This is a genomic window from Acidovorax sp. sif0632 (assembly GCF_019218805.1).
Taxonomy (GTDB): Bacteria; Pseudomonadota; Gammaproteobacteria; order Burkholderiales; family Burkholderiaceae_C; genus Acidovorax; species Acidovorax facilis.
In genome coordinates this window covers 311,171-332,542 of record NZ_JAHUWW010000006.1, presented here as the reverse complement: position 1 = coordinate 332,542, position 21,372 = coordinate 311,171, and the positions used below count along the sequence as shown (strand labels likewise).

The 21,372-nt window shown below is 65.0% G+C and carries 21 protein-coding genes; 10 read left to right on the top strand and 11 right to left on the bottom strand.

Annotated features, from left to right (window positions below; translation table 11 throughout):
- Positions 1 to 48: 48 nt before the first annotated feature.
- The 4 genes from KW832_RS19590 (at position 49) to KW832_RS19575 (ending at position 3,063) form a co-directional block, all read left to right on the top strand.
- Complete coding sequence (locus tag KW832_RS19590) at positions 49 to 540, top strand: BON domain-containing protein (RefSeq protein ID WP_055398114.1); 492 nt, start codon at positions 49 to 51, stop codon at positions 538 to 540.
- Between the two features lie 86 nt (positions 541 to 626).
- Positions 627 to 1,865 carry a PLP-dependent transferase gene (locus tag KW832_RS19585; RefSeq protein ID WP_218301001.1) on the top strand — a complete coding sequence of 413 codons (1,239 nt, stop codon included), beginning with the start codon at positions 627 to 629 and terminating at the stop codon, positions 1,863 to 1,865.
- Positions 1,866 to 1,975: 110 nt separating this feature from the next.
- Positions 1,976 to 2,824 carry a DUF2189 domain-containing protein gene (locus KW832_RS19580; protein ID WP_255577845.1) on the top strand — a complete coding sequence of 283 codons (849 nt, stop codon included), beginning with the start codon at positions 1,976 to 1,978 and terminating at the stop codon, positions 2,822 to 2,824.
- Positions 2,825 to 2,871: 47 nt separating this feature from the next.
- A complete protein-coding gene (locus KW832_RS19575) occupies positions 2,872 to 3,063 on the top strand; it encodes a hypothetical protein (protein ID WP_218301002.1) in 192 nt (63 codons plus the stop codon).
- A 4-nt stretch (positions 3,064 to 3,067) separates the two neighbouring features.
- Here the strand turns inward: KW832_RS19575 and KW832_RS19570 are convergent, their stop codons facing one another.
- Positions 3,068 to 3,748, bottom strand: a complete 681-nt coding sequence (locus tag KW832_RS19570; protein ID WP_218301003.1) for an arylesterase — start codon at positions 3,746 to 3,748, stop codon at positions 3,068 to 3,070.
- A 15-nt stretch (positions 3,749 to 3,763) separates the two neighbouring features.
- Between KW832_RS19570 and KW832_RS19565 the strand changes: the two genes are divergently transcribed.
- Both KW832_RS19565 and rlmB read left to right on the top strand, forming a co-directional pair.
- On the top strand, positions 3,764 to 4,477 hold the full coding sequence (locus KW832_RS19565; RefSeq protein ID WP_218301004.1) for an ABC transporter ATP-binding protein: 714 nt from the start codon (positions 3,764 to 3,766) through the stop codon (positions 4,475 to 4,477).
- A 142-nt stretch (positions 4,478 to 4,619) separates the two neighbouring features.
- A complete protein-coding gene (gene rlmB, locus KW832_RS19560) occupies positions 4,620 to 5,366 on the top strand; it encodes a 23S rRNA (guanosine(2251)-2'-O)-methyltransferase RlmB (RefSeq protein WP_056644258.1) in 747 nt (248 codons plus the stop codon).
- 58 nt (positions 5,367 to 5,424) lie between these two features.
- Here the strand turns inward: rlmB and KW832_RS19555 are convergent, their stop codons facing one another.
- Positions 5,425 to 8,427 (bottom strand): hypothetical protein, encoded by a 3,003-nt coding sequence (locus tag KW832_RS19555; protein WP_218301005.1) that lies wholly within the window; start codon positions 8,425 to 8,427, stop codon positions 5,425 to 5,427.
- A 780-nt stretch (positions 8,428 to 9,207) separates the two neighbouring features.
- Here KW832_RS19555 and KW832_RS19550 point away from each other — a divergent pair.
- Positions 9,208 to 10,455 (top strand): IPTL-CTERM sorting domain-containing protein, encoded by a 1,248-nt coding sequence (locus tag KW832_RS19550; protein ID WP_218301194.1) that lies wholly within the window; start codon positions 9,208 to 9,210, stop codon positions 10,453 to 10,455.
- Between the two features lie 288 nt (positions 10,456 to 10,743).
- Positions 10,744 to 11,910, top strand: coding sequence for an ABC transporter substrate-binding protein (locus KW832_RS19545; RefSeq protein WP_218301006.1), 1,167 nt, complete (start codon positions 10,744 to 10,746; stop codon positions 11,908 to 11,910).
- Positions 11,911 to 11,960: 50 nt separating this feature from the next.
- Here the strand turns inward: KW832_RS19545 and KW832_RS19540 are convergent, their stop codons facing one another.
- Together KW832_RS19540 and KW832_RS19535 are read right to left on the bottom strand one after the other, a co-directional pair.
- Entirely contained in the window at positions 11,961 to 12,575 is a 615-nt protein-coding gene (locus tag KW832_RS19540; RefSeq protein ID WP_055398122.1) for a chromate transporter, read from the bottom strand.
- A complete protein-coding gene (locus KW832_RS19535; protein ID WP_218301007.1) occupies positions 12,572 to 13,171 on the bottom strand; it encodes a chromate transporter in 600 nt (199 codons plus the stop codon). The genes KW832_RS19540 and KW832_RS19535 overlap by 4 nt, the downstream gene beginning before the upstream one ends.
- Before the next feature lie 282 nt (positions 13,172 to 13,453).
- Between KW832_RS19535 and KW832_RS19530 the strand changes: the two genes are divergently transcribed.
- Positions 13,454 to 14,299, top strand: a complete 846-nt coding sequence (locus KW832_RS19530; protein ID WP_055401168.1) for a fumarylacetoacetate hydrolase family protein — start codon at positions 13,454 to 13,456, stop codon at positions 14,297 to 14,299.
- 54 nt (positions 14,300 to 14,353) lie between these two features.
- Here the strand turns inward: KW832_RS19530 and KW832_RS19525 are convergent, their stop codons facing one another.
- Together KW832_RS19525 and KW832_RS19520 are read right to left on the bottom strand one after the other, a co-directional pair.
- Positions 14,354 to 14,641 carry a DUF6150 family protein gene (locus KW832_RS19525; protein WP_055401176.1) on the bottom strand — a complete coding sequence of 96 codons (288 nt, stop codon included), beginning with the start codon at positions 14,639 to 14,641 and terminating at the stop codon, positions 14,354 to 14,356.
- A 193-nt stretch (positions 14,642 to 14,834) separates the two neighbouring features.
- On the bottom strand, positions 14,835 to 15,461 hold the full coding sequence (locus KW832_RS19520; RefSeq protein WP_055401166.1) for a hypothetical protein: 627 nt from the start codon (positions 15,459 to 15,461) through the stop codon (positions 14,835 to 14,837).
- A gap of 185 nt (positions 15,462 to 15,646) precedes the next feature.
- On the opposite strand from KW832_RS19520, the gene KW832_RS19515 reads away from it, so the two are divergent.
- Positions 15,647 to 16,963 carry a sodium:proton antiporter gene (locus KW832_RS19515; protein WP_218301008.1) on the top strand — a complete coding sequence of 439 codons (1,317 nt, stop codon included), beginning with the start codon at positions 15,647 to 15,649 and terminating at the stop codon, positions 16,961 to 16,963.
- A gap of 272 nt (positions 16,964 to 17,235) precedes the next feature.
- Here the strand turns inward: KW832_RS19515 and KW832_RS19510 are convergent, their stop codons facing one another.
- The 5 genes from KW832_RS19510 to KW832_RS19490 all read right to left on the bottom strand — a co-directional run bounded on the left by KW832_RS19510 (position 17,236) and on the right by KW832_RS19490 (position 20,875).
- Positions 17,236 to 18,297, bottom strand: a complete 1,062-nt coding sequence (locus KW832_RS19510) for a phytanoyl-CoA dioxygenase family protein (protein WP_242701330.1) — start codon at positions 18,295 to 18,297, stop codon at positions 17,236 to 17,238.
- 94 nt (positions 18,298 to 18,391) lie between these two features.
- Complete coding sequence (locus KW832_RS19505; protein WP_055401161.1) at positions 18,392 to 19,723, bottom strand: type II toxin-antitoxin system HipA family toxin; 1,332 nt, start codon at positions 19,721 to 19,723, stop codon at positions 18,392 to 18,394.
- Positions 19,724 to 19,738: 15 nt separating this feature from the next.
- Positions 19,739 to 20,041: a helix-turn-helix transcriptional regulator gene (locus tag KW832_RS19500; protein ID WP_055401159.1), complete on the bottom strand. Its 303-nt coding sequence runs from the start codon at positions 20,039 to 20,041 to the stop codon at positions 19,739 to 19,741.
- 220 nt (positions 20,042 to 20,261) lie between these two features.
- Entirely contained in the window at positions 20,262 to 20,387 is a 126-nt protein-coding gene (locus tag KW832_RS25950) for a YXWGXW repeat-containing protein (RefSeq protein ID WP_156358826.1), read from the bottom strand.
- A 5-nt stretch (positions 20,388 to 20,392) separates the two neighbouring features.
- A complete protein-coding gene (locus KW832_RS19490) occupies positions 20,393 to 20,875 on the bottom strand; it encodes a GreA/GreB family elongation factor (protein ID WP_055401157.1) in 483 nt (160 codons plus the stop codon).
- Positions 20,876 to 21,372 lie beyond the last annotated feature (497 nt).

Sequence of the window (21,372 nt, the reverse complement as noted above, 5' to 3'; positions counted from 1 at the left end):
TGCCTGCGTTTACAGTCTCGCCATGTTTCAACCGCAAGGAGTTTCCGCATGAACAATCTGAAGATTTCCCAGCGTCCTGCACACCGTATTGCAACCATCCTGGCCGTGAGCGCCCTGGCCTTGGGTCTGTCTGCCTGCGGCAAGAAGGAAGAGCCGACTGTGGGCCAGCGCCTGGATTCCGCCGTCGAAAAGACCGAGCAGGCCGCCGCCGAAGCCCGCGCCAAGGCCGAAAGTGCCATGGAGAACGCTCAGACGAAGGTGGAGCAGGGTGCTGCAAATGCAGAATCTTCGGCCAAGGATGCCGCCAACAAGGGCATGGTTTTTCTGAGTGACGCAGAAATCACCGCACAGATCAGCGCCAGCCTTGCCAAGGACCCCGACCTGAGCGCGGTGAAGATTGATGTCGATACAGCCAATGGCCGTGTGACGCTGAAAGGCCCCGCACCCTCCGCCGTGGCCCGTGAGCGCGCCGAAGGCATTGCCAAGGCCGTGAATGGCGTTAGTTCTGTGAACAATCAGCTGGTGGTCAGCGCGAGCTAAGCGCGCGGGCTGGCATCAGCCCCGGCGCCGCAAACAGCGCTTCAGACCACGCGCCGCCCGGGTTCACGCCCTGGCGGCGCGCTACCATGGTCGGCATGAAAGAGCACGACACCGACCTCGCCACCCGCATCGTCCACCATGACTACGTTCCTCCTGCTGGTTTCGTAGCGCCCCAGCCGGGGGTGTACAAGGCCTCCACCGTCATCTTTCCCAACGTCGCGGCCATGCGCTCGCGCGAATGGAAGGACAAAAGCGGCTACACCTATGGGCTGCACGGCACGCCCACCACGTTCATCCTGGAAGAGCGCCTGTGTGCGCTGGAGGGCGGCCTGCAGTGCGTGCTGGTTCCCAGCGGCCTGGCCGCCATTGCCAACGTGGCCTTGGCCCTGCTTCAGCCCGGCGACGAAGTGCTGATCCCGGACAACGCCTACGGCCCTGGCAAAGACCTTGCCAATGGTGAACTGGCGCGTTTTGGCATCACCCATGGGTTTTACGATCCGCTCGACCCAGCCGATCTGGCCGCCCGCATCACCCCTGCAACCCGGCTGGTGTGGCTGGAGGCTCCGGGCTCGGTCAGCATGGAGTTTCCCGACCTGTGCGAGCAGGTGCGCATCTGCCGCGCACACGGCGTGACCACGGCGCTGGACAACACCTGGGGCGCGGGTCTCGCGTTTGCGCCGTTTGACCTCACAGGTGATGGCAGCCTGGGGGTCGACATTTCGGCCCACGCGCTCACCAAGTACCCCAGTGGCGGTGGCGATGTGCTGATGGGCAGCGTCATGACGCGGGACCCGGGCCTGCACATGAAGATCAAGCTCACCCACATGCGGCTGGGCTTGGGGGTGGGGGCCAACGACGCAGAGGCTGTGCTGCGCGCACTGCCCAGCATCGGCCTGCGCTACCGCGCCCATGACGAAGCGGCCCGCACTCTGGCGCGGTGGCTGCAGCAGCAGCCCGCCATCGTGCAGGTGCTGCACCCCGCGCTGGAAGGCGCGCCCGGCCACACACATTGGAAGGCACTGTGTGGCGCCGGGCAGGGCGGGGCGGGGCTGGCAGCGGGCCTGTTCAGCGTGATGATTGATGCCCGCTACACCCAGAAGCAGGTGGATGCGTTCTGCGACGGCCTGCGGCTGTTCAAGCTGGGCTACAGCTGGGGCGGCCCCATGAGCCTGGTGGTGCCCTACAACATCGCGAGCATGCGCAGCCGCCCGCCCGCGCACTTGAAGCCGGGCACGCTGGTGCGGTTTTCGATCGGGCTGGAGGCGGTGGAAGACCTGCGGAACGATCTGCAGCAGGCCCTGGAGCACGCCTTCCCGGCAGGCTGAGGCCTGTCTTTTTTGCGCGGGGTGGTAGTTTCCTCAGTGGCGCACCGCCGAGGGCTGGCTTAGTGTGAGTGTTCGCGGGTGTCCCGCTGCCACTTCCACGAACTGCCCGAATGACCGCCACCCCATCGGATTCCTCCAACCCCCTCCCTGCGTCTGCCGATCCGGCCCAGCAACCAGCGCCAGACACCTCGGTGGCCCAGCCCGTGAGCCTGCAGCGCCTGGGGTTGGCAGACCCGTTCCGTTGGCTGGCCAAGGGCTTGCAGGATGTGCGCGCGGCTCCCGGCATTGCCTTGTTTTATGGCGTTTGCTTCTGGTGCATGGCGCTGGTGCTGGGCTGGGTGTTCCGCACCCGGCCTGAATACACCATGTCCCTGGCGAGTGGCTGCCTGCTGGTAGGCCCCTTCTTGGCGATGGGACTGTACGACACTAGCCGTCGGCGCGAGGCGGGGCTCAAGCCCGAGCTGAGCGAATCGCTCACCTGCTGGGACAGCCACATGGGCAGCATGGGCATGCTGGTGCTGGTGCTTGTAGTGCTGGAGCTGCTGTGGGGGCGTGCATCGTTGGTGGTGTTTGCCGTGTTCTTCAACACCGGCATGCCGTCCACCACGGGCGTGCTGCAGGCGGTCTTCAGCCCGCAGAACTGGAGCTTTGTGGCGGTGTACCTCGTGGTGGGCGGCGCATTTGCAGCGCTGGTGTTCTCCACCTCCGTGGTGTCCATTCCCATGATTCTGGACCGAGACACCGATGCGCTTACGGCCGGTATCACCAGCATGCGCGTGGTGCTGGAGAATCCCCTGGTCATGCTGCTCTGGGGCGCACTCATCACCACCATCGTGGTGTTTTCCCTCTGGTTCTGGGGCATCGGGCTGCTGGTGGCCGGGCCGGTTCTGGGCTTTGCAAGCTGGCATGCGTACCGCGCATCGGTCATCCCGCTCCAACGCCCCCCAGCGGGGGCTTGAAAAACCCATGCTGTTACAGTGAGTCTCAACTTCAGGAAGCAATTACCTTGGCAACACCCAACTACGGATACGAAAAACGCCAGCGCGAACTCGCCAAAAAGAAAAAAAAGGAAGAGAAGCTGAGGTCCAAAACACAGCGCAGGCCGGACGATCCGCAAGGCGACGACCAGCCCGCTGACGGCCAGCCCAGCGGCGATGCTGCGGCCCCGGACCAGCCCACAGGCGCTCCCGGCGCCTGAGCCCTCAGCGCAAGAGTTTTTTCAGTTCCGGCCACACATTGGCCAGCATCTGCGGATGCGCCTCGGCGCGAGGGTGGATGCGGTCAGGCTGGAACAGGCGGGTCGGATCGGGCCCGTCGGCCACCCCCTTCAGGAAGAAGGGCACCACGGCCACCTTCTGGGCCTTGGCCACTGTGGTGAACAGGCCCGCGAACTTGTTGGCGTAGTCGGTGCCATAGTTGGGTGGCACCTGCATGCCCACCAGCAGCACCTTGGCCCCGGCCTTTTGCGCCGCCTGCGTCATAGCGGTCAGATTCTCTTCCGTGTTCTTGAGCGGCAATCCCCGCAGGGCATCGTTGCCGCCCAGTTCAATCACCACATGGCTGGGCTTGTGCTGCGCCAGCAGCGCCGCCAGGCGCGAACGGCCGCCCGAAGTAGTCTCCCCACTCACGCTGGCGTTGACCACCGTAGCGGCCAGCTTTTCCTGGGTCAGCTGTTTTTCGAGCAGAGCCACCCAGCCCGTGCCGCGTGCCAGGCCATATTCGGCGCTCAGAGAGTCTCCCAGCACCAGGATCACGGGCTGGCGAATCGGCGCGGCCGCTGTCTTGGACGTTGCCTGGGCCATGGCGCAGGGCGCCGAAAGCCCCACCAGAAGCCCGATAGAGGCGCGCAGGATAAAGTGGCGCCGTTGCTGATATCGAATCAAAGTAAAGAGCCTTTCATGTCCGAATCCTCTCCATTGCCCAAGACAACTGCTGCCACACCCATCATTGCCGTGGAGCATGTCTTCAAATCGGTCACGGATTCCACCGGAACCCTCGACATTCTGCGGGATATCGATTTCCGCCTGGCCGCCAGGGAAACCGCTGCCATCGTGGGCGCGTCGGGCTCGGGCAAGAGCACCTTGCTGTCCATCATCGCGGGGCTGGACACCCCCAGCCGTGGCACGGTGCGGCTCGATGGCCACGACCTCTTTGCCATCGACGAGGATGAACGCGCTGCGCTGCGTGCCCAGAAGGTGGGTTTTGTGTTCCAGAGCTTTCAGCTCATGGGCAACCTCACAGCGCTGGAGAACGTGATGCTGCCGCTGGAACTGGCCAACCGCCCTGAAGTTCGCAAAAATGCCCGCAAGGTCGCCGCCGACATGCTGGCCCGCGTGGGGCTGGGCCAGCGCCTCTCTCACTACCCCAAGGTGCTCTCGGGTGGCGAACAGCAGCGCGTGGCGCTGGCGCGAGCGTTTGTGGTGCAACCTGCCGTGCTGCTGGCCGATGAGCCTACGGGCAGCCTCGACTTTGCCACCGGCGAAACCATCATGAAGCTCATGTTCGACCTGAACCGCGAGCAGGGCACCACGCTGGTGTTGGTCACCCATGACCGCGCCATCGCCGAGCAGTGCGAGCGGCGCATCACCATCGAAGCCGGGCGGGTCGTGTAAGCGCTATTTGCCGCGCTGAGAGGGAGGCGGAAACCAGGTTTTTGCATGTTTTTGGCCTCTAGCGCTTATTCATCAAGCGTCAATAGCTATCAAATTGATAGCTTTCTAAAGCCGGTGCCCTGCGTCAGCGGATAATCCCCCCATGTCCAGCCCCAAAGTTCTCTTCGGCTTTCACGCCGTGGGCGTGCGTCTGAAGACCGCGCCGAAATCCATCATCGAGATTTACTACGAGGCCACGCGGCGCGATGCCCGCATGCGCCAGTTTCTCGACCGCGCCCGCGAGGCTGGTGCCCGCCTGATCGAAGCCGACAGCGTGCGCATCGCCAAGCTGGCCGGCAGCCATGGCCACCAGGGCGTGGCTGCGCGGGTTGAGCCCGTGAAGGTTGCCACCTCGTTGGATGAACTGCTGGAAGACCTGGAAGCCGCCGGCATTGAGCAGCCCCTGCTGCTCGTGCTGGACGGCGTGACCGACCCGCACAACCTGGGCGCCTGCCTGCGTGTGGCCGATGGTGCGGGCGCGCATGCCGTCATCGCCCCCAAGGACCACGCCGTGGGCATCAACGCCACCGTGGCCAAGGTGGCCAGCGGCGCGGCCGAAACCATGCCGTACTTCATGGTGACCAACCTCGCGCGCACCTTGAACGAACTCAAGGAGCGCAACATCTGGTGCATCGGTACCAGCGACGACGCCCCCAAGACCATTTACCAGGTCGACCTGAAAGGCCCCGTGGCCCTGGTGCTGGGCGCCGAAGGCGACGGTATGCGCCAGCTCACGCGCAAGACCTGCGACGAGCTGGTCAGCATCCCGATGAAGGGCGCTGTGGAGAGCTTGAACGTATCGGTGGCCAGCGGCGTGTGCCTGTACGAGGCGCTGCGCCAGCGCACCTGAAACGCTCTCAGGCGCCCAAGTGCGTCGGCGGGGGGGCCGTTCCTGCGGGACACGCCGATCAGCCCGCCCGGCGCCGGGGCCGCAGGCGCGCCGCCATCAGAAAAAGCAGCGCAGCCAGTGCCACGGTCGCAGGCTGTGTGAGCGTGGGGATGGTTTGCAAGGGCACCACCGCCAAGCCCTGGGTGGCGGTGTTGTCAGACAGGATGGCCTCGCCCACGGCGGCGGTGCTGGCCACAATCACCATCTGCCCGATGGTGACAGGCGTACCGGCCACACTGCAGATGACGGTGGCGCCTGCTGGCACGGTGTCTCCCGCCGACCAGGCCGCATTTGTACTGTCCAGCACGCAGCCGGTCTGGCTCAGGCCCGGGGGGAGTCCTGAGTCGATGGCGCACCGCGTGCCGCCGACGGCGTCCAGCAGTCCCGCATTGGTGCAGGAAAACGTCCCGGAATAGGGCTGCCCGGAGATCGCTTGCAGCGGCATGCCCGACAGGCTGATGACCATGTTCACCACCGCGATGGTGGTGGTGGCCGTGGCGCTGTTGTTGGCGGTGTGCGCGTCCCCCGGGGTTGCCACCGTGGTGGTGATGGGCACCTGACCCAGGGTGGGCGCCTGGTAGCGAAAGCTCAGCGACAGGATCTGGCCGTCGGCCAGCGTCGGAGGCAGGCCCAGGAGGGCCACCACACACGTTGCCGTATCAAAGCCGCCCATCGTGACCCCGGGCGGGGCGCTCACCAGCTGTACGGCCGAAGGGCAGTTCAGCGCAGCCCCGATGGCGATGGTGGGGGTCCAGGGCGACGCTGCGACGCCGCTCAGGTTGGCAAACGACGCCAGGACCGTCACCGATTCGCCAGCCAGCGCCGTCAGGGGCGCGCTGGCGGTGGTTTGCAGATCCACCGGGCTGATCACCGTGGTGCCGGTGGCCGAGTTGTTGGCGGGCAGGTCATCGGGCACGGGGCCGGAAATCGTGGCGGCCGCAGTCACGGTTCCGGCCGCTGGGGCTGTGTACGAGAACGCCATGGGCGCCGCGGGATCGGCGCCGAGCACCGACGCTCCGCCTGCCAGCGTGGCCGGGAAGCCCGAGAACACGTAGCGGCCTTGGCCCAGCGTGTCCACGCAGGATGCGGACGCACCGGTGGGCAGATTGGAGAAGCTCACTGCCGTATCGGCACAGCTGTGATCCAGGGTCAGGGTGTACTGCAGCCCCGTGGCTGTGTCTGCACCACGGTTCGCAAAAGTCAGGCGCCCCTGCACCCCGCTGCCCGGCCTTGCTGCAGCAGGCACAAAAATGGACGCCGCTGTATCCCGCAGGAGCGGGTCAATCCAGAGCACGCCATTGCCGGCCGGGGATGTGATGTAGGTCCAGAGGTCCAGCCCCTTGGCATCGCCCCACCCGCCGGTGGCTGCACAGTCGGCGTTGGCATTGGCGCCGGGCGGCCACCAGCGGTACAGCTGTGGCGAAGCGCCATAGACCAGTGTTGAATCCGCTCCGCCCAGGGCCTGCGCAGGGTCGGAGGCGGGTGGTGGGGAGCCGGGGCAGAGGGTGCCGTTCACCTGACCCACCAGGGTGCCACTCCGGGTGACATAACCCCGGTCATCAAAATAGACGGTGGTATTGCCAGCCTGCGGCCCGTTGAGCTTGGTGATGGTGGGGCCACCGCCAAAGGTCGCCGTGGCGGTGCTGGTGCCATTGCCGTTGTTCTCGGTATCGATCATGGGCAGGTGAATCTCGCCAGCACGCGCGAATGCCCGGTAGGCGTAGGGCGTGGCGCTGGCGGGAAAGGCGGTGCCCGCGGCATCGTTGCCATCCCACGGCACATCCTGTGTGCCCGTGGCGGCGATACCCGTGATGACCGCGTTGGCCGTATTGGAGGGGCTGAAATCCACACCGTCGCGGCTCACGACGATCTGGAAGGTGGAGGCACCGGTGATCGAAAGCCGGAACGTGCCGCCCGCACCCGGCAGGGTGCGTGAACCCACGCTGGGCGGGCGCCCGGTGAATGTGGCGGTCGACAGCGAAGGTGGCTGGGGCGTGAGCGGAATGCGCAGCGCTGTGAGCACCTTGTCCACCTCGGCCGAGTGGGGGGCTGCGGGGGCAATGCTGCTGAAAAAAATCGGAAACTCCGGCCGCTGGGCCGACAGGCCCGCCGCCAGGTTCGTCACAAACGAGTCGCTGCCGCGCACGCCCTTGTACAGGGGCTGCCCGTTGTCCAGAAACCCCAGCCGGTTGGCATACAGCGCAAAGCCATTGGGATCGAGCCCCGCCAGTGCCTGCGAGTAGCGGTAGCCATCAAGCGTCACGTAGTCATGGCGCGAATAGACAGGGCGGTTGTTCACCCCCGTGAAGCCCAGCCAGGCGTAGGTGAACAGGCGGCCATTGAGATCGCTGAGACTGCTGGCCGAGGCCCGCACCGTGACGTCCCAGGCGGCCACGGTGGAGGTGCTGGGCAGCGGATTGAAGATGTCGGCATTCAGATTGGTGTTGCCGCTGGTGGCGGGCATGAACTGCACGCCATAGATCCCGGTGGCGGGAACACGGTAGGCGCAGGGCGCGAACCCGTTGGTGACGGTAGCGCTGCCGTCGGCGCTGTGGGGGCCAGCGAGCTCCTGGTCGCGGGAGTTCAGTTCCCCCAGAGTGCTGCCTCCAAAGCTCCCCGGCGGCGGCGTGTTGGATGCGCACGAGAAGTCGGCGCTGGCCGGCAGGGTCTCGTCGCCCGGTGTGCCGAAATCCTGCGGGTTGTAGACCAGGATGTCGCCGCCCGTCGTGCGGTTGCGGGAGCCCAGCAGCACATACTCGCCCGCCTCTGCGTAGACGTACAGGAAGGTGCGGCGCTGGACCTTGCCCACATAGCGGTTGCCTGGCTGCAGGTCCAGGTTGGCGCGGCATCCCCGGTCGAGCGTGTTGGCACAGGTGCCGCCGCTGGTAGGGTAGGTGGAGGGGTACAGCGTACGGCTGCCTTCCGCCGATGCCTGTGGAGCCGCGCCCAGCCCAACGAATGCGCTCAATGCCATGGCTGCAAAGGTGCTGTGGCGGCGACAAGCGGGTGGTCCGTCGGACATGTGTGGGTCTCCCTGGTTCATTGTCTGGATGCCGGAAGTGCGGACCCCTGGCGATTCATGAGGCTGGGTGGCGGCGCGGCACAGTCCCCAGGCCGCTGTTCAAAAATTCCCTCAGACATCGCGCCGGGGTGTATTCGGCATGGGTAGGCACTTTAGATACACCGCATGGGTCCGCAGCCAGTCAATCAGCCTGTTCCTTCGCAAGCATGATCAGCGGCTGATCCCTCAAAGGGGCATGTCTCAAGTCTCTGGCTTTGCATGCACATTTTGCTGATGTTGGGCGGCAAGCCGCAAGTGCGTTGGATAGTGGTAGCCGCTTGGCGTTAAACCGTATTGCTTTTTGAACAAGCGACAGACACGCGCACTGCCTTTGGCCCTCATGTAGAAGCAATCTCTGCAACGGAGCGACGCTGGAATGCGAGTGCCAGATGAGCATGCAAGGGGTCAATAGGGGTCAATAGGGGGCAATGACCCTTGCGCACCCCCCTGCACAGGGAGCACTGCGCATCCCTAATGCCCAATGGCCCAAAGTGAGCGCTGTTCTGGTTCAGGCATCGCCGTGGCACAACCAGGGCCGATTCGTGGAAGGCTTGCCCGAGGGGGCGCCCATGTGTAACGCGTCGGGGTCATGGGTGTAGGCCAACTGCCCGACTAATGGCCGCCGTGGACATAAGTCGCGCAAATCGCACCGCTGGGCAGCCAAGCGCAGTACTGTGGGTCACACAAGATAAGTTTTTGTTTGATTACTGACTTTTAAGTCACCACAGAAGGTTTAACACCATGCCATCCGACAGCACAACCACCCTCACCAAATCAGGATACGCCACACGCGATGCTGCCCCGCTGCTATCCAAGTTCGGTCGAAAAAATCCCGCCTTGCTGCTGAGCCTGGGGCTTGTTTCCCTGCTGTCCCTGACATACAGCTGTGGCGCATTGGCGGCGACGGCACCGCCGCTAGGTAGTGCCAGCAACTTCGCCATAGTTTCCGACACCTTTACCAACAGTGGAAATCCGACCACGATCAACGGCTCGGTTTGCTACACCACCCCCCCGTCCACTGCGCCCACCACAGTGACCGGGATCATCAAAACGCCGTGTGATACCGAGATTGCCGACCAAGGCATTGCGTTGGCGGATCTGGATTCCCAACTGGGCACCTGCATTCCCCTCGGCTCCGCCGTTGATCTCAGTGCCGTCGTTGTGAGCGGCGGCACGCCTGGAGTGATCCCGCCTGGCTGTTATTCCAGCACGGGAGCCATGAGTATTGGCTCGACGGTAACCCTGAACGGTTCTGGAATCTACGTCTTTCGCCCCGGCGCCGGGGCGACGACTGCGGCGCTCAACACCGCCGCCGACTCCATCGTCTCCCTCAATGGTGGTGCTTGCGCCGGCAACGTGTTTTGGGCGCCCACTGCCGCGACCACGCTGGGTGCCAACTCCACTTTCATCGGAACGGTCATTGGAAACGCCGGTATGTCCATGGGCGCCGGTGCCACCTTGTCCGGCCGAGCCTTGACGTCGGGCGGAACCGTCACGACGAGCGCCAATGCGATTTCGCTCCCTGGCGTGTGTGCAGCCCCCACCGTGCCTTCGATCACGGTATCCAAAATCTCCAATGGTGGCGTGGGTACGTTTGGCTTCAGCGGCAGCAACGGCTTTGCCAACCAGTCCATCACGACCCTGGCATCCGGCTCGGCCGTGGCTGGGGCGACGCAGACGCTGACCGCAGCGGGTGTCAGCACTTCCATCACTGAAGCAGCGCCACCCTTGGGTTACACCCTGGCTTCCATCACTTGCACCGGCCTGGGTTCAGGTGGAACGCAGACAAACGACCTCTTGACGCGCACCGTCACGCTGGATGCAGCGGCCACTGCAGCAGGGGCGGCCATCGCGTGCACCTTCACCAACAACTTGGATGGATTCGTTCCGCCCTCGACCATCCCCTCCCTTTCCGAGTGGGCGATGCTGTTCCTCGCCGGACTTCTGGCCATTGCGGGATTTGCTGCAATTCGGCGCAAGGGCCTGTAGGTCAAGAAACCATGGGCGCAGCGACGCAGACAGACGCCGCCGTCGTGCGGTGATCTGCTGATCCACAACGTGCCCCGGTGAGTTTCACGGCGTGCGGCGTTGACTCGCACGATGCCGGGGTGTCGTGCGGTTCGGCACCCTGTGCACTGCAGGCTGCCGTCGCCAAGTACTGCATCCCCCGGAGAGAGCCGGTCCTTTCTGGGTATGTTCTGTCGCGAAACTGACAGCAAGTTTCCCCAGCTGCCGCTAGGCTGCTCCACCTTTGCTTTCTTCGGGATCTCCCACACCATGAGCCGTCGTCAATTTCTCTTGCGCGCCACCCAGGCCGTTGCTGCCACTGGCCTGCCCGCATGGGCCCACACGGCCCAGGCCGCCGAAGAAGCACTGACCGCCCGCACCATCAACCTGGGTTGCTCCATCGCACTGACCGGCCCCTTGGGCCAGGCTGGCATCGAGCAGGTGGCAGGCATGAAGGCCGCGTTTGCTGAAGTGAATGCTGCTGGCGGCGTGCATGGCCGCGAGATCCGCATGGACCCCAAGGACGATGGCTATGTGGCTGCACGCACCCTCAAGAACGTGACCGAGATGGTCGAGGCCCAGTCGGTGTTCGCGCTGATCTCGCCGCTGGGCACGGCCAACACGGCATCCATCCTGCCGTTGATCGAATCCAAGGGCATTCCCACCGTGGGTCCGGTGACGGGCGCGACCTCGCTGCGTGCGCCTGAGAACCGCCATGTATTCTTCCTGCGCCCCACCTATCGCGAAGAGACGCAGCGCCTGGTCAAGCAGATCGTGGACATGGGCCTCAAACGCATTGCCGTGGTGTACCTGGACAACCCGTTTGGCAAGGAAGTGCTCAAGGACATGTCCCGCGCGCTGGACGAGATCAAGGTCGAACGCGGTGGCGAGTTTGCACTGGCCGTGGACGGCAAGAACGGCGCTGAGCTGGCCGACAAGGTGGCTGCAGAGCGCCCGGGTGCCGTCCTGCTGGCCACCACGGGCACAGCCAACACCGCGTTTGTGCAGGCCTTCCGTGCCAAGGCACAGGGCGTGCCGCTGGCGGGGCTGTCGGTTACGGTGATCTCGTCCGAGCTGCCCAAGCTGGCTGCGTCCACACGGGGCCTTGCGCTGGTGCAGGTGTTTCCGGACGCGAATTCGCAAAAATCGGTGGTGGTTCGCAAGTTTCAGAGCACCATGAAGGCTACCGGGGCTGACCCGGCCTTCTTGAACAGCGGCAGCGCGCTTGAAGGCTGGCTCAACGGCCAGATCATGATCGAGGGGCTCAAAAACGCGGGCAAGGACCTCACACGCGACCGCCTTCGCGCGGGCCTGGCCAGCATCCGCGCGCTGTCGTTTGGTGACTTCAACGTTGGCTTTGGCAACAAGGCGCCCTACATCGGCTCCGACGCGATCTACCTGGCCGTGTACGCGGAAAACGGGCGCCGGATCAGCTGACCCAGCCCCGTGTCACGCAGGGGTGCCAAGCGCGGCACCTCTGCCATCAGCTACACCCAGCCGATAGCCCCCAGCACCGCCCCGGCGCCCAGCATCCACAGCAGGTGCAGCCTGGTGCGCCACACCAGCACCACGGTCACGGCGCTGAGCAGCCACAGGGGCCAAGCGGTGTCGAAGTTGCCGTGTGCGCGTGTCAGCACCCACGAGGTGGCCAGCAGCAGGCCAATGACCACCGGCGCCATGCCTTGTTTGAAGGCGCGCACGCCGCGCCGCTCGCGGTTGCGGTGGCCCCAGCGGGTGGCTGTCCAGGTCAGCAGGCTGCTGGGCAGCATCACGCCCAGCATGCACACCGCCATGCCCAGGGCGCCCAGCAGCCAGCCTGCAAGGCCCGGGCCGCCTGCGTTGATGCCCACGTTCCAGCCCAGCAGGGCGATGAACAGCACGTTGGGGCCGGGTGCAGCCTGGGCAATGGCGATGGATGCGTTGAACTGCGGGTCGGTGAGCCAGGCGTTGCGCTCCACCAGGTAGCGGTGCATGTCGGGCGCGGTGGCAATGGCGCCGCCCACGGCCAGCAGCGACAGCGACAGGTAGTACAGGAACAGGTTGAACCAGTCGCCCGCGCCCAGGGCCGTCAAGGGTGTGGTGAGGGTGGTGGCTGCATTCATGGCGCGAGCTTTCTCCACGTCAGCACGCAGGCCGCGCCACCGATCACCGGCAAAATCCAGAACAGCGGCCAGCGCAGCCACGCCATGGCCACGATGGTCAGCCCTGCAAACGCCACACACAGCGGGCGGCCCAACGAGTGGTTTTTGATCGACACAAACAGCTTGATGCCCACCCCCGCAATCAGCCCCGCCGCCACGGCGCCCATGCCGCGCAGCGCACCGGCCACGGCCGGGTGGCTGGCAAACTGCGCATAGACCACGGCCAGGGCCAGCACCAGGATCAGCGGAAAGGTCAGCATGCCCGCCAGCGCCGCCAACGCGCCGCGCAGACCAAAGTAGCGGTCGCCAATCATGATGCTGAGGTTGACCACGTTGGGGCCCGGCATGATCTGTGCCACGGCCCAGTCCTCGACAAACTCCTCGTTCGTCATCCAGCGCTTTTTCTCCACCAGCTCGCGCTGCACCACGGCCAGCACGCCGCCAAAACCTTGCAGGGCCAGCCAGGTGAAAGACCAGAACAGATCGGACGGGTTGCGGGGTTGGGGCCGGGGTGGGGATTCCGGGGGCGGGGAGGGCAGATCGGTGGCAGTGGCCATGGAGAAATTGCGTAAAAATGGCTGCTAGCGCTTATCTGGTAAGCGTTGGAAGCTATTAAATCAGGAGTATTTGGGGTGCGCGGCTGGCGCTGCGGTGCACCCCGCGCCATGTTACGCGCGCCACACGGGCTGCGCAGGGGATGTGGCCCTCGTCTTGCGGCAAGGCAGGGCCGGTGATTGGCGTACACGCTGGGGGTTGCGTGCCGCTATGCTGCGTGTCGGCGCAGCGCGGCTCCTTGCTGCGACTGCCACCTTTCGCCGACCCCACCAGGATTTCCCGCCATGAAACTCATCCGTTACGGCCAGCCCGGCGCAGAACGCCCCGGCCTGATCGACGCCACCGGCACGCTGCGCGACCTGTCCATGCTGCTGCCCGACATGGGCCCGGCCCAGCTCAACCCGCGCACGCTTTCTGCCCTGGCCGCCATCGACGCAAGCCGCCTGCCGCCCGTCTATGGCACACCGCGCCTGGGCAGCCCGGTGGCTGGGGTGGGCAAGATCGTGTGCGTGGGGCTCAACTATGCCGACCACGCGCGCGAGGCGGGCCTGCAGCCGCCCGCCGAGCCTGTGTTGTTCATGAAGGCCGTGACGGCGCTCAGCGGCCCCAACGACGATGTGCGCATTCCGCCCGGCGCCGTCAAGACCGACTGGGAGGTCGAGCTGGGCATCGTCATCGGCACCCGTGCGCGCCAGGTGGCCGAGGCCGATGCGCTGCAGCATGTGGCGGGCTATGTGCTGGCCAACGATGTGTCTGAACGTGCCTGGCAGATGGAGCGCGGCGGCCAGTGGGACAAGGGCAAGAGCTACGACACCTTTGCCCCGATCGGCCCGTGGCTGGCCACGGTTGACGAGGTGCCCGACCCGCACGCCATCGACCTGTGGCTGGAGGTCAACGGCCAGCGCGTGCAAAACGGCAGCACCCGCAACTTCATCTTTGGCGTGCCCACCGTGGTGTCGTACATCAGCCAGTTCATGACGCTGGAGCCCGGCGACGTGGTGCTGACTGGCACACCCGCAGGTGTGGGGCTGGGGCAAAAGCCCGCCCCCTGGTTCCTCAAGCCCGGTGATGTGATGCGCCTGGGCGCCACGGGCCTGGGTGAGCAGGTGCAAAAGTGCGTGGGGGGATGAGTCGGGCGGTGGGCCTGGTGCGGTTCACACGGCGTAGCGCTCTTGGGGCCGAACCTATTTGCCCAGCTTGCCGATCAGCAGATGGTCCTTGGTTCGCCAGCCAGCCTGCTCCGGGGTGCTGACCCTGAAGATTTTCAGGTCCGCCTGGCTGGCGTGCTTGACGCGGTAGACCTTGAAGCTGGCCTGGTTGGCATAGGCCACAAAGAACCAGATCGCATCGCCGCTGGCCTGGGTGGCGTAGTGCACCTCGTGCCAGCACAGGTCGGCCTGGCTTTCATGCGCCACCTCGCAAATGTGGGCGTCGGCCTGGTTTTCGTATTTCACTTCCAGGATCTTGGCCATGGGCATCCTTTCGGGCGGTGGTTCGGGCGGGGGCTTGTCCTTCCAAGGGTATCCAGACTTTGGGCGCGCCAGCCCCCGGGTTGCCCTGTAGAGATGTAAGATTTTGAGTAAAAACAGGGCCTGGCGCTTGATGGGAAAGCGCAAGCAGCTATCAAATTGGGAGTGCGAGGAGCAACCAGGGCCCGGTGGCGGGTCAGTTCTCCACCTGCACAGACTCTACAAACACCAGCTCGCAGGAATTGGCCCCGGAATCCGATCGTGTGAGCGAACTCGTCCAGCGCCAGCCGCTGGGGTGTGTCACCTCCACCAGCCTGCCGGTGATGCGGATGTAGGCCCCCGCACGGGCCTTTTTGAGCGCCCGCTCCACCACGGGCGTGGCTGCAATCATGTGCATGTTGGCTGACGACTCGATGATCTCCTGCAGCGGGATGGGCGGTTGGTCGCGCCAGGTGTAGCGGTACCAGCGGCCGCCCTGGGTGATGTTCAAGGCTTCGTACACCGCAGGGTCGGCCATGCGCTTCCAGCCCAGGGCCAGGTCCAGCGGGGACAGCTCGGCCTCCTTGCCCACGTAATAGTCTTCGCGCGACAACACCCGTGCGCGCACGGCAAACGTGGCCAGTGGCTTGACCTGGTAGCCCCGGAACTCGAAAGCCGCCTGGCTGGTGGCCTCCTGTACGGGGCTGTCGGCCATTGGCTGAGAGACAGCGGCCAGCCCGTGGTTTTGCAGCCGCTGGTCGGCGTAGTGCACCCTGAGCTTCTCGACGGCAAAAAACGCCACCAGCAGGGCCATGGCGAGCTTGAGGAGGGTGGAGACGTTCATGGGCATACACAAGAGTCACGGAATTGTGCACAGATGCAACCTCAGGTAACGCCGAAAGGCGCTCCACCGATTGGCGACATCCGCTGACAGCCCGGGGGGCCGCACCCCCGCAGCGGTGGGCCCGGGTGGCGTGCACAGTGGCCGGATGCGCGTGCAACCTTTTCCCCCTCAAGTCTGTGTGTTCCATGACCGCTGAGCTGCTTCCCGCCCTGGGCTTTGTGCTGGTCGGCCTGCTGCTGGTGGTGATGACGTTGACCAGCTCCTTCATCGCGCGCGTGCCGCTCAGCTCGGCCATCCTGTACCTCGCCGTGGGCGTTGGCATTGGGCCCTGGGGGCTGGGCCTGCTGGTATTGGACCCGGTGGGTGATGCCCCGCTGCTGGAGCGGCTGACCGAGATTGCCGTGCTCATCTCGCTGTTTACCGTGGGCCTGAAGCTGGATCTGCCCCTGCGCGACCGGCGCTGGCGCATTCCGGTGCAGCTGGCCACCGTGTCGATGCTGATCACCGTGGGCGCCATCGCCGCCGTGGGCGTGTGGCTGCTGCACCTGCCGCTGGGCGCTGCCGTGCTGCTGGGGGCCATCCTGGCGCCCACCGATCCGGTGCTTGCGTCCGATGTGCAGGTGTCCGACCCGCAAGACCGTGATCGCTTGCGTTTTGGCCTGACGGGCGAGGGCGGGCTGAACGATGGGGCGGCGTTTCCGCTGGTGATGCTGGGTCTGGGCCTGATGTCGCTGCACGACCTGGGCGAGAGTGGCTGGCGCTGGTGGGCGGTGGACGTGCTCTGGGCCGTGGTGGGTGGCCTGTTGATTGGCTACCTGCTGGGCGTGGTTGTGGGCCGGGCCATTTTGTACCTGCGCATCCGCCACCGCGAGGCGCTGGGCCCGGACGAGTTCATGGTGCTGGGGCTCATCGCGCTGGCTTATGGCGTGGCCTTGTTGTGCCATACCTACGGCTTTCTGGCGGTGTTTGCTGCCGGGCTAGCGCTGCGGCGTGCGGCGGCGGAACCAGCGGCGTCCGTGGCATCACCTGTTCAAGGCGACAACAACGATGGTGAAGCCCCCCTGGCCGCACAGGCGCCGGGCCACATGATGGAGTCGGTCGAGCGCTTCAACGCCCAGCTGGAGCGCCTGGCCGAAGTGACCGTGGTGCTGGTGGTGGGTGCGCTGCTTTCGGTGGTGGACTTTGGCACCGAGGTGTTGTGGTTTGTGCCCGTGCTGCTGCTGGTGATCCGCCCGCTGGCGGTGTATGCAGGGCTGGTGGGCGCCAAGGTAGAGCGCTCGCAGCGCCGCCTGATCGCATGGTTTGGCATCCGGGGCATTGGCTCCATCTACTACCTCATGTACGCCATCACACACGACCTGCATCCGGTGATTGCGCAGCGCCTGCTGGCGATCACGCTGGCGGTGGTGGTGGCGTCGGTGCTGCTGCACGGTGTGTCGGTAACGCCGCTGATGCGGCGCTACGAGGCGCGCCGCAAGACGAAGGCACAGCGGCCACGGTGAGTTAGCAAGACCGGTTCAATCGAAAATGACCGCTAGCGCTTTATCTGTATGGTTTTGTTGCTATGAGTTTTGCGGTTTTTGGGGGAGGTGCGCCCCCCGCTCGCCGCACCTCAGAGGCTGAGAGTTTTTTAGCCGAGCCCGAAAGGCGCGCGAAAACGCCTCGGATCTAGGCGCAAAGCACAGCCATAGCTCGGGCTATGGCGAGCATTTGCAACGACGAGCCGGGGCGTTTTCGCGTGCAAGGCGGGCATGGATAAAAGACTCTCAGCCTCTCAGACCCAGGTGTCGTGGCAAGGCACCTGGGCGGGGGCCAGGTTGATGTACTGCACCAGCCGGGGCTGCGTGCCCCGATTGGGGCTGGGGCCATGGGGCAGGGCCTGGTGCCAGATCACCAGATCGCCCGCGCCCGCGCCGATGGGGGTGGCACCCAGCGCATGCAGGTCTTGCTGGCGGGGCTCGACCCCAGCGGGTAGCTGGGCCAGCCAGTCGCCCACCCGGCGGTGAAAGCCTGGCACCAGGGTGAGGGCACCTTGTTCGGGGGGCGTGTCGGTCAGGTACAGGATGCCCTGGGTGGCAAAGGGAATAGGCTGGTGCAGGCTCACATCCCAGTGCATGCCCTGGCCGCCGTAGGGGTAGCCGGGGCGTTCTGGAGGGTTGAAGCCACAGCGGTCGGTGCTGCGCCACAGGTCTGCCGTGCCCCACAGCTGCGCAAATGCCTTGTGGATGCGCAGGGAACGTCGGTTGACGTCGAATGCCGGGTGCTGAAACATCTGCACCATGGTGTTGCGCGGGGCGTGGGCGTACCACGACTCCACATCTGCCGGGTCGGCGCGCACGGCCTCCCACACCGCCTGTGCGGCGGCGGCGCAGTGCTCTGGCGTGGTGGCCTGGCGTACCACCACATAGCCATGCTCGTCCCAATGCGCCAGGTCGTCCGCATCCAGCACGGGCTCCATCGCATCGATCCGGGCCTGCAGCTGCAAGGCCGCTTCGGGCGCCGGGCCGCCATCCACAAGGGCTTGAATCCGCGCCACGGTAGCGGCATCGGGCGCGCCCGCCGTGCGCACGATCCAGTCCTCAAAGGCAGCGAACTCCGGGGCCTCGCGCAGCACGTATTGCATGGTCTGCTCCAGCCCCACACCCAGCGCGGCCAGCACGATCTGTGTGCGGTGGGCCTCCGCTTCGGCGCCCTTCAAACCCTGGCCCTGGCGTGCGGCCATCCAGCGTGACCAACAGCGTTTGAGGTGTGGGACCTGCAGGGCGCCCCTGTCCGTATCGGGCGGCAAGGAGCCAGACGCTGTTGGGGGCGTGGTGGTTGCGATCGGGGAGTGCATGGATGGAGCAAATCAAAAACGGTTCGGGGTCACAAGGCACGGCCCGCGCCGAACCCTGCGCGCAGGCCTGCCGATTTTGCAGGGTGGTCCGCCATCACCGGGCCAGGGCCACATCGCCTGCAAGCCGCTGCGCCACCACATTGCGCACAGACGCCGGGGCGCTCTCCAGCAGGCTGGGCCATTCCGTTTTGGCCCGCGCCACCGTGTCGCGCAACAAGGCCAGGTGCCGGGGCACGCGCAGCAGCCCGGCCGATTTCATCAGGCCTTCCATGTCGTCCCAGGTCAGCGCCCGCAGGGTGTTGTCGATGGCGCGGTTCACGGCATATTGCTGGTCGGGCACGCCCTCAAAAAACGCGGCCACACACACCGGGTCGTACACCGGGGCCAGCTGTGGCACGCGGCCGTCGGGGTAGACCAGGGCCCAGTTTTTCAGGTGCGCGTCGGTGTTGCCCATCAGGATGAAGGCCACCATGCGCGCCAGAAACTCGCGCGTGTCCAACACCGGTTGGCGGCTCAGGCGGTTGAGCACGCGCAGCATTGTGGCCCAGTCCTGCAGCGCGCCCTTGCCATGGGTTTTGCCGTATTTCTGGCGCGGCGTGTAGCCCAGCACCTGGTTGAACTCTTCCATGTGCACGCGGGCGCCGCCGGGCAGGTGGTCAAAACGCTGCACGGCCAAAATTTCGTTGAAGGGCACGGCATCGGGCAGGTCGGCCTCGGCCCGGGTGATGACGCGCACATCGGCGCAATGCAGGCCCAGCGCCTTGCACAGCTGGTAGCCGGTGAACTCGTTGGCCACGAGGTCGGGGTGGGCTGTGGTGGGCAGCTTCAAGATCACGCTGCCCGCCGCGCCCTTGCGATGCACCGTGTAGCGGCGGCCGTCCTGCACCGCGCTGAACTTGGTCACCACGCCGGGCAGCGAGGCCGCGTCTTCCACCGGGTATTCCACAAACCCCGGCTCCAGCACATCGAGCCCCTGCGTGGTGTGCCAGTGCCGCACCACGTCCGGGATGCCGTCTTGCGCGGGCACAGGCGCCACCTCCAGCGCGCCCATCAGGTCGTGGCCTGCGGCGGCCAGCAGCTCGAACTCGTCATCGGGGCTACAGCCACGCTCGTGCGCAAGCCGCTCGCGGTTGTGGCCCTCGGGCAGCAGGTTCTGAAAATACACCGGCCAGCGCCCATCGGTGCGCACCAGCCGCGCATCCCGCGCCGACGCGAGGATCTGCTGCGTCGCGGCCTCGTCGGCACCCTGAAAGCTCAGCGACAGGGTGGGGCGCTGCGGGTTGCGGATGTAGCTCTCGTCAAACGACACGCGCAGGATGTCGCCGTATTGCGAGAGGTAGCCAATCGGCTCGCGACCGCCCGCCGCCCCGTCCGCCTTTGCCGGGCGGTGCAGGTACAGGCGCAGGTAGCGGATGGAGGTGCTCATGGAGTGTTGCTACCGTCAGCGGCGCAGACCATCCACCACGGATGGCGGCGCATCCACCCCCTCGGGCTGGCCCAGAAACTTGCCTCCCGACTGGATGAACGCCTCCAGACTGGGCCGCAGGCTGCTGGGCACGGCAATGATGTCCATGCCCAGCACGCGGGCCATTTCAGCCAGGGTGGAATAGCGCGGGTCCAGGTCGCCGCCTTCAGTGCGCTGCACCGTCATGCGGCTAAGGCCTGCACGCTCGGCAAGCTGGGCCTGGGTCATCTGGTGGGCCTTGCGGGCGGCGGCAAGGGTAGGTATGAGGTCAGTAGGCATGATGCTATTTATACTCTTAATATTTTAAAAGAGTATAAATTTTATCTTTTCGCAAAGTTTTTTGACCCAACGGGAGCGAGAAGTGGCGGGTATGCCGCTACAGGTCAGGCCCAGTCTGTGCCACCGTTCCGGCGGGACTGCCCGGAACGGCCGCAATGCAGCGGCTGCAGTCCGTAATGTCGGCCCTCTGAGTTCACGGTCTGGGCCACTCAGCGCTCATTCACGCGCATGCGACACCTCGGACCCAATGGCCTGGTTCAAAGTTCGGCTGACCTTGCCAGCCAGCCGGTACGTTCACCACGCCCGAACCTCTATTGACATCGGCCCATTCGGCGTGGACTTGCATGCAGATCAATGAACCCGCAGCACCTCAAATTGCTGTCGGATTGAAGCGACCTGTATCGACACCTCGTCACCCTCGCATTTACCCAGCATGGCCCCGCCCAAAGGGGCCTCGCTGCTGATGACTTGAACGAGCTGTGCGCCGCTGACCAACTTCATGCTGCCCCCATCCGGGCCGAGGAAGAGCTGCTGCTCCTTGTCGTCAGAATCAACCAGGCAGACCAGCGCGCCGAGTTGGATACCTTTGCTGGCGTCGTAGGGGCGCGGGCGGAATTGGCGCCAATTGGCTATCGCCTGGCGGATGGCTTCGGCGCGGCGAGCTTGGCCGGTGGCCAGGTAGGCGGCTTCGAGTCCTAATGTGTCGTATTTGTTTTCGGCGATGTTTTCTTCGTGAGTGGCCGTTTCATGGGCCGCCCGCATTGCCTGTTCTGCTTGCACCAGGTCTTCGGCGAGCCGTTCCAGCACCTGCTTCTGCAGCAAAAATTTATCCATGATGAAGGGGCGGCATCTCGAACAAGCGGGGGTAAGTCTTGATTGTGAAGGACTCCACCAGCCCTCGACGCTCTTGTTGGCTACCGTTACCTTCAGCTAAGTGCACGCTGCTAGCGATGAGATCATTGATGGATCCCATTGCCAGGTACGAAGGGATAGACTGAGCTATGCAAAGATTTCCCCTCAGCGTTGTTGCAGCCGTTCGTTGGTTGGCTTTTGCAATTTTTTGCTTCGGCATTGTCACTGTCGGCCAAATGCTGATTTTTTATCAGGTCACGCGTTGGGGGAGGTTTGTCTGTCCAGAAGGGTGGTGGCGTTCGTCGCCCGGACTCTGTGCTTTTCCACCCGTATCAATTTCGATCTGGTCGATTAGCTACGCTGCAGTTTCGATACTTCTTGTTTGCACTGGCGTGTTGCTCGCGCCCTCACATAAGCTGAAAGCTTGCGCGACCATGCTGATCGCGTTGATGAGTTGGCAAGCCTACATCCTCATCGCC

What these genes read in the sequence shown, in the direction of transcription:
- KW832_RS19590 (WP_055398114.1), top strand. Translation starts at nt 49, where the DNA reads ATGAACAATCTGAAGATTTCCCAGCGTCCTGCACACCGTATTGCAACC.
- KW832_RS19585 (WP_218301001.1), top strand. Translation starts at nt 627, where the DNA reads ATGGTCGGCATGAAAGAGCACGACACCGACCTCGCCACCCGCATCGTC.
- KW832_RS19580 (WP_255577845.1), top strand. Translation starts at nt 1,976, where the DNA reads ATGACCGCCACCCCATCGGATTCCTCCAACCCCCTCCCTGCGTCTGCC.
- KW832_RS19565 (WP_218301004.1), top strand. Translation starts at nt 3,764, where the DNA reads ATGTCCGAATCCTCTCCATTGCCCAAGACAACTGCTGCCACACCCATC.
- rlmB (WP_056644258.1), top strand. Translation starts at nt 4,620, where the DNA reads ATGTCCAGCCCCAAAGTTCTCTTCGGCTTTCACGCCGTGGGCGTGCGT.
- KW832_RS19555 (WP_218301005.1), bottom strand. Translation starts at nt 8,427, where the DNA reads ATGTCCGACGGACCACCCGCTTGTCGCCGCCACAGCACCTTTGCAGCC.
- KW832_RS19550 (WP_218301194.1), top strand. Translation starts at nt 9,208, where the DNA reads ATGCCATCCGACAGCACAACCACCCTCACCAAATCAGGATACGCCACA.
- KW832_RS19545 (WP_218301006.1), top strand. Translation starts at nt 10,744, where the DNA reads ATGAGCCGTCGTCAATTTCTCTTGCGCGCCACCCAGGCCGTTGCTGCC.
- KW832_RS19540 (WP_055398122.1), bottom strand. Translation starts at nt 12,575, where the DNA reads ATGAATGCAGCCACCACCCTCACCACACCCTTGACGGCCCTGGGCGCG.
- KW832_RS19535 (WP_218301007.1), bottom strand. Translation starts at nt 13,171, where the DNA reads ATGGCCACTGCCACCGATCTGCCCTCCCCGCCCCCGGAATCCCCACCC.
- KW832_RS19530 (WP_055401168.1), top strand. Translation starts at nt 13,454, where the DNA reads ATGAAACTCATCCGTTACGGCCAGCCCGGCGCAGAACGCCCCGGCCTG.
- KW832_RS19525 (WP_055401176.1), bottom strand. Translation starts at nt 14,641, where the DNA reads ATGGCCAAGATCCTGGAAGTGAAATACGAAAACCAGGCCGACGCCCAC.
- KW832_RS19520 (WP_055401166.1), bottom strand. Translation starts at nt 15,461, where the DNA reads ATGAACGTCTCCACCCTCCTCAAGCTCGCCATGGCCCTGCTGGTGGCG.
- KW832_RS19515 (WP_218301008.1), top strand. Translation starts at nt 15,647, where the DNA reads ATGACCGCTGAGCTGCTTCCCGCCCTGGGCTTTGTGCTGGTCGGCCTG.
- KW832_RS19510 (WP_242701330.1), bottom strand. Translation starts at nt 18,297, where the DNA reads ATGCACTCCCCGATCGCAACCACCACGCCCCCAACAGCGTCTGGCTCC.
- KW832_RS19505 (WP_055401161.1), bottom strand. Translation starts at nt 19,723, where the DNA reads ATGAGCACCTCCATCCGCTACCTGCGCCTGTACCTGCACCGCCCGGCA.
- KW832_RS19500 (WP_055401159.1), bottom strand. Translation starts at nt 20,041, where the DNA reads ATGCCTACTGACCTCATACCTACCCTTGCCGCCGCCCGCAAGGCCCAC.
- KW832_RS25950 (WP_156358826.1), bottom strand. Translation starts at nt 20,387, where the DNA reads ATGCAAGTCCACGCCGAATGGGCCGATGTCAATAGAGGTTCGGGCGTG.
- KW832_RS19490 (WP_055401157.1), bottom strand. Translation starts at nt 20,875, where the DNA reads ATGGATAAATTTTTGCTGCAGAAGCAGGTGCTGGAACGGCTCGCCGAA.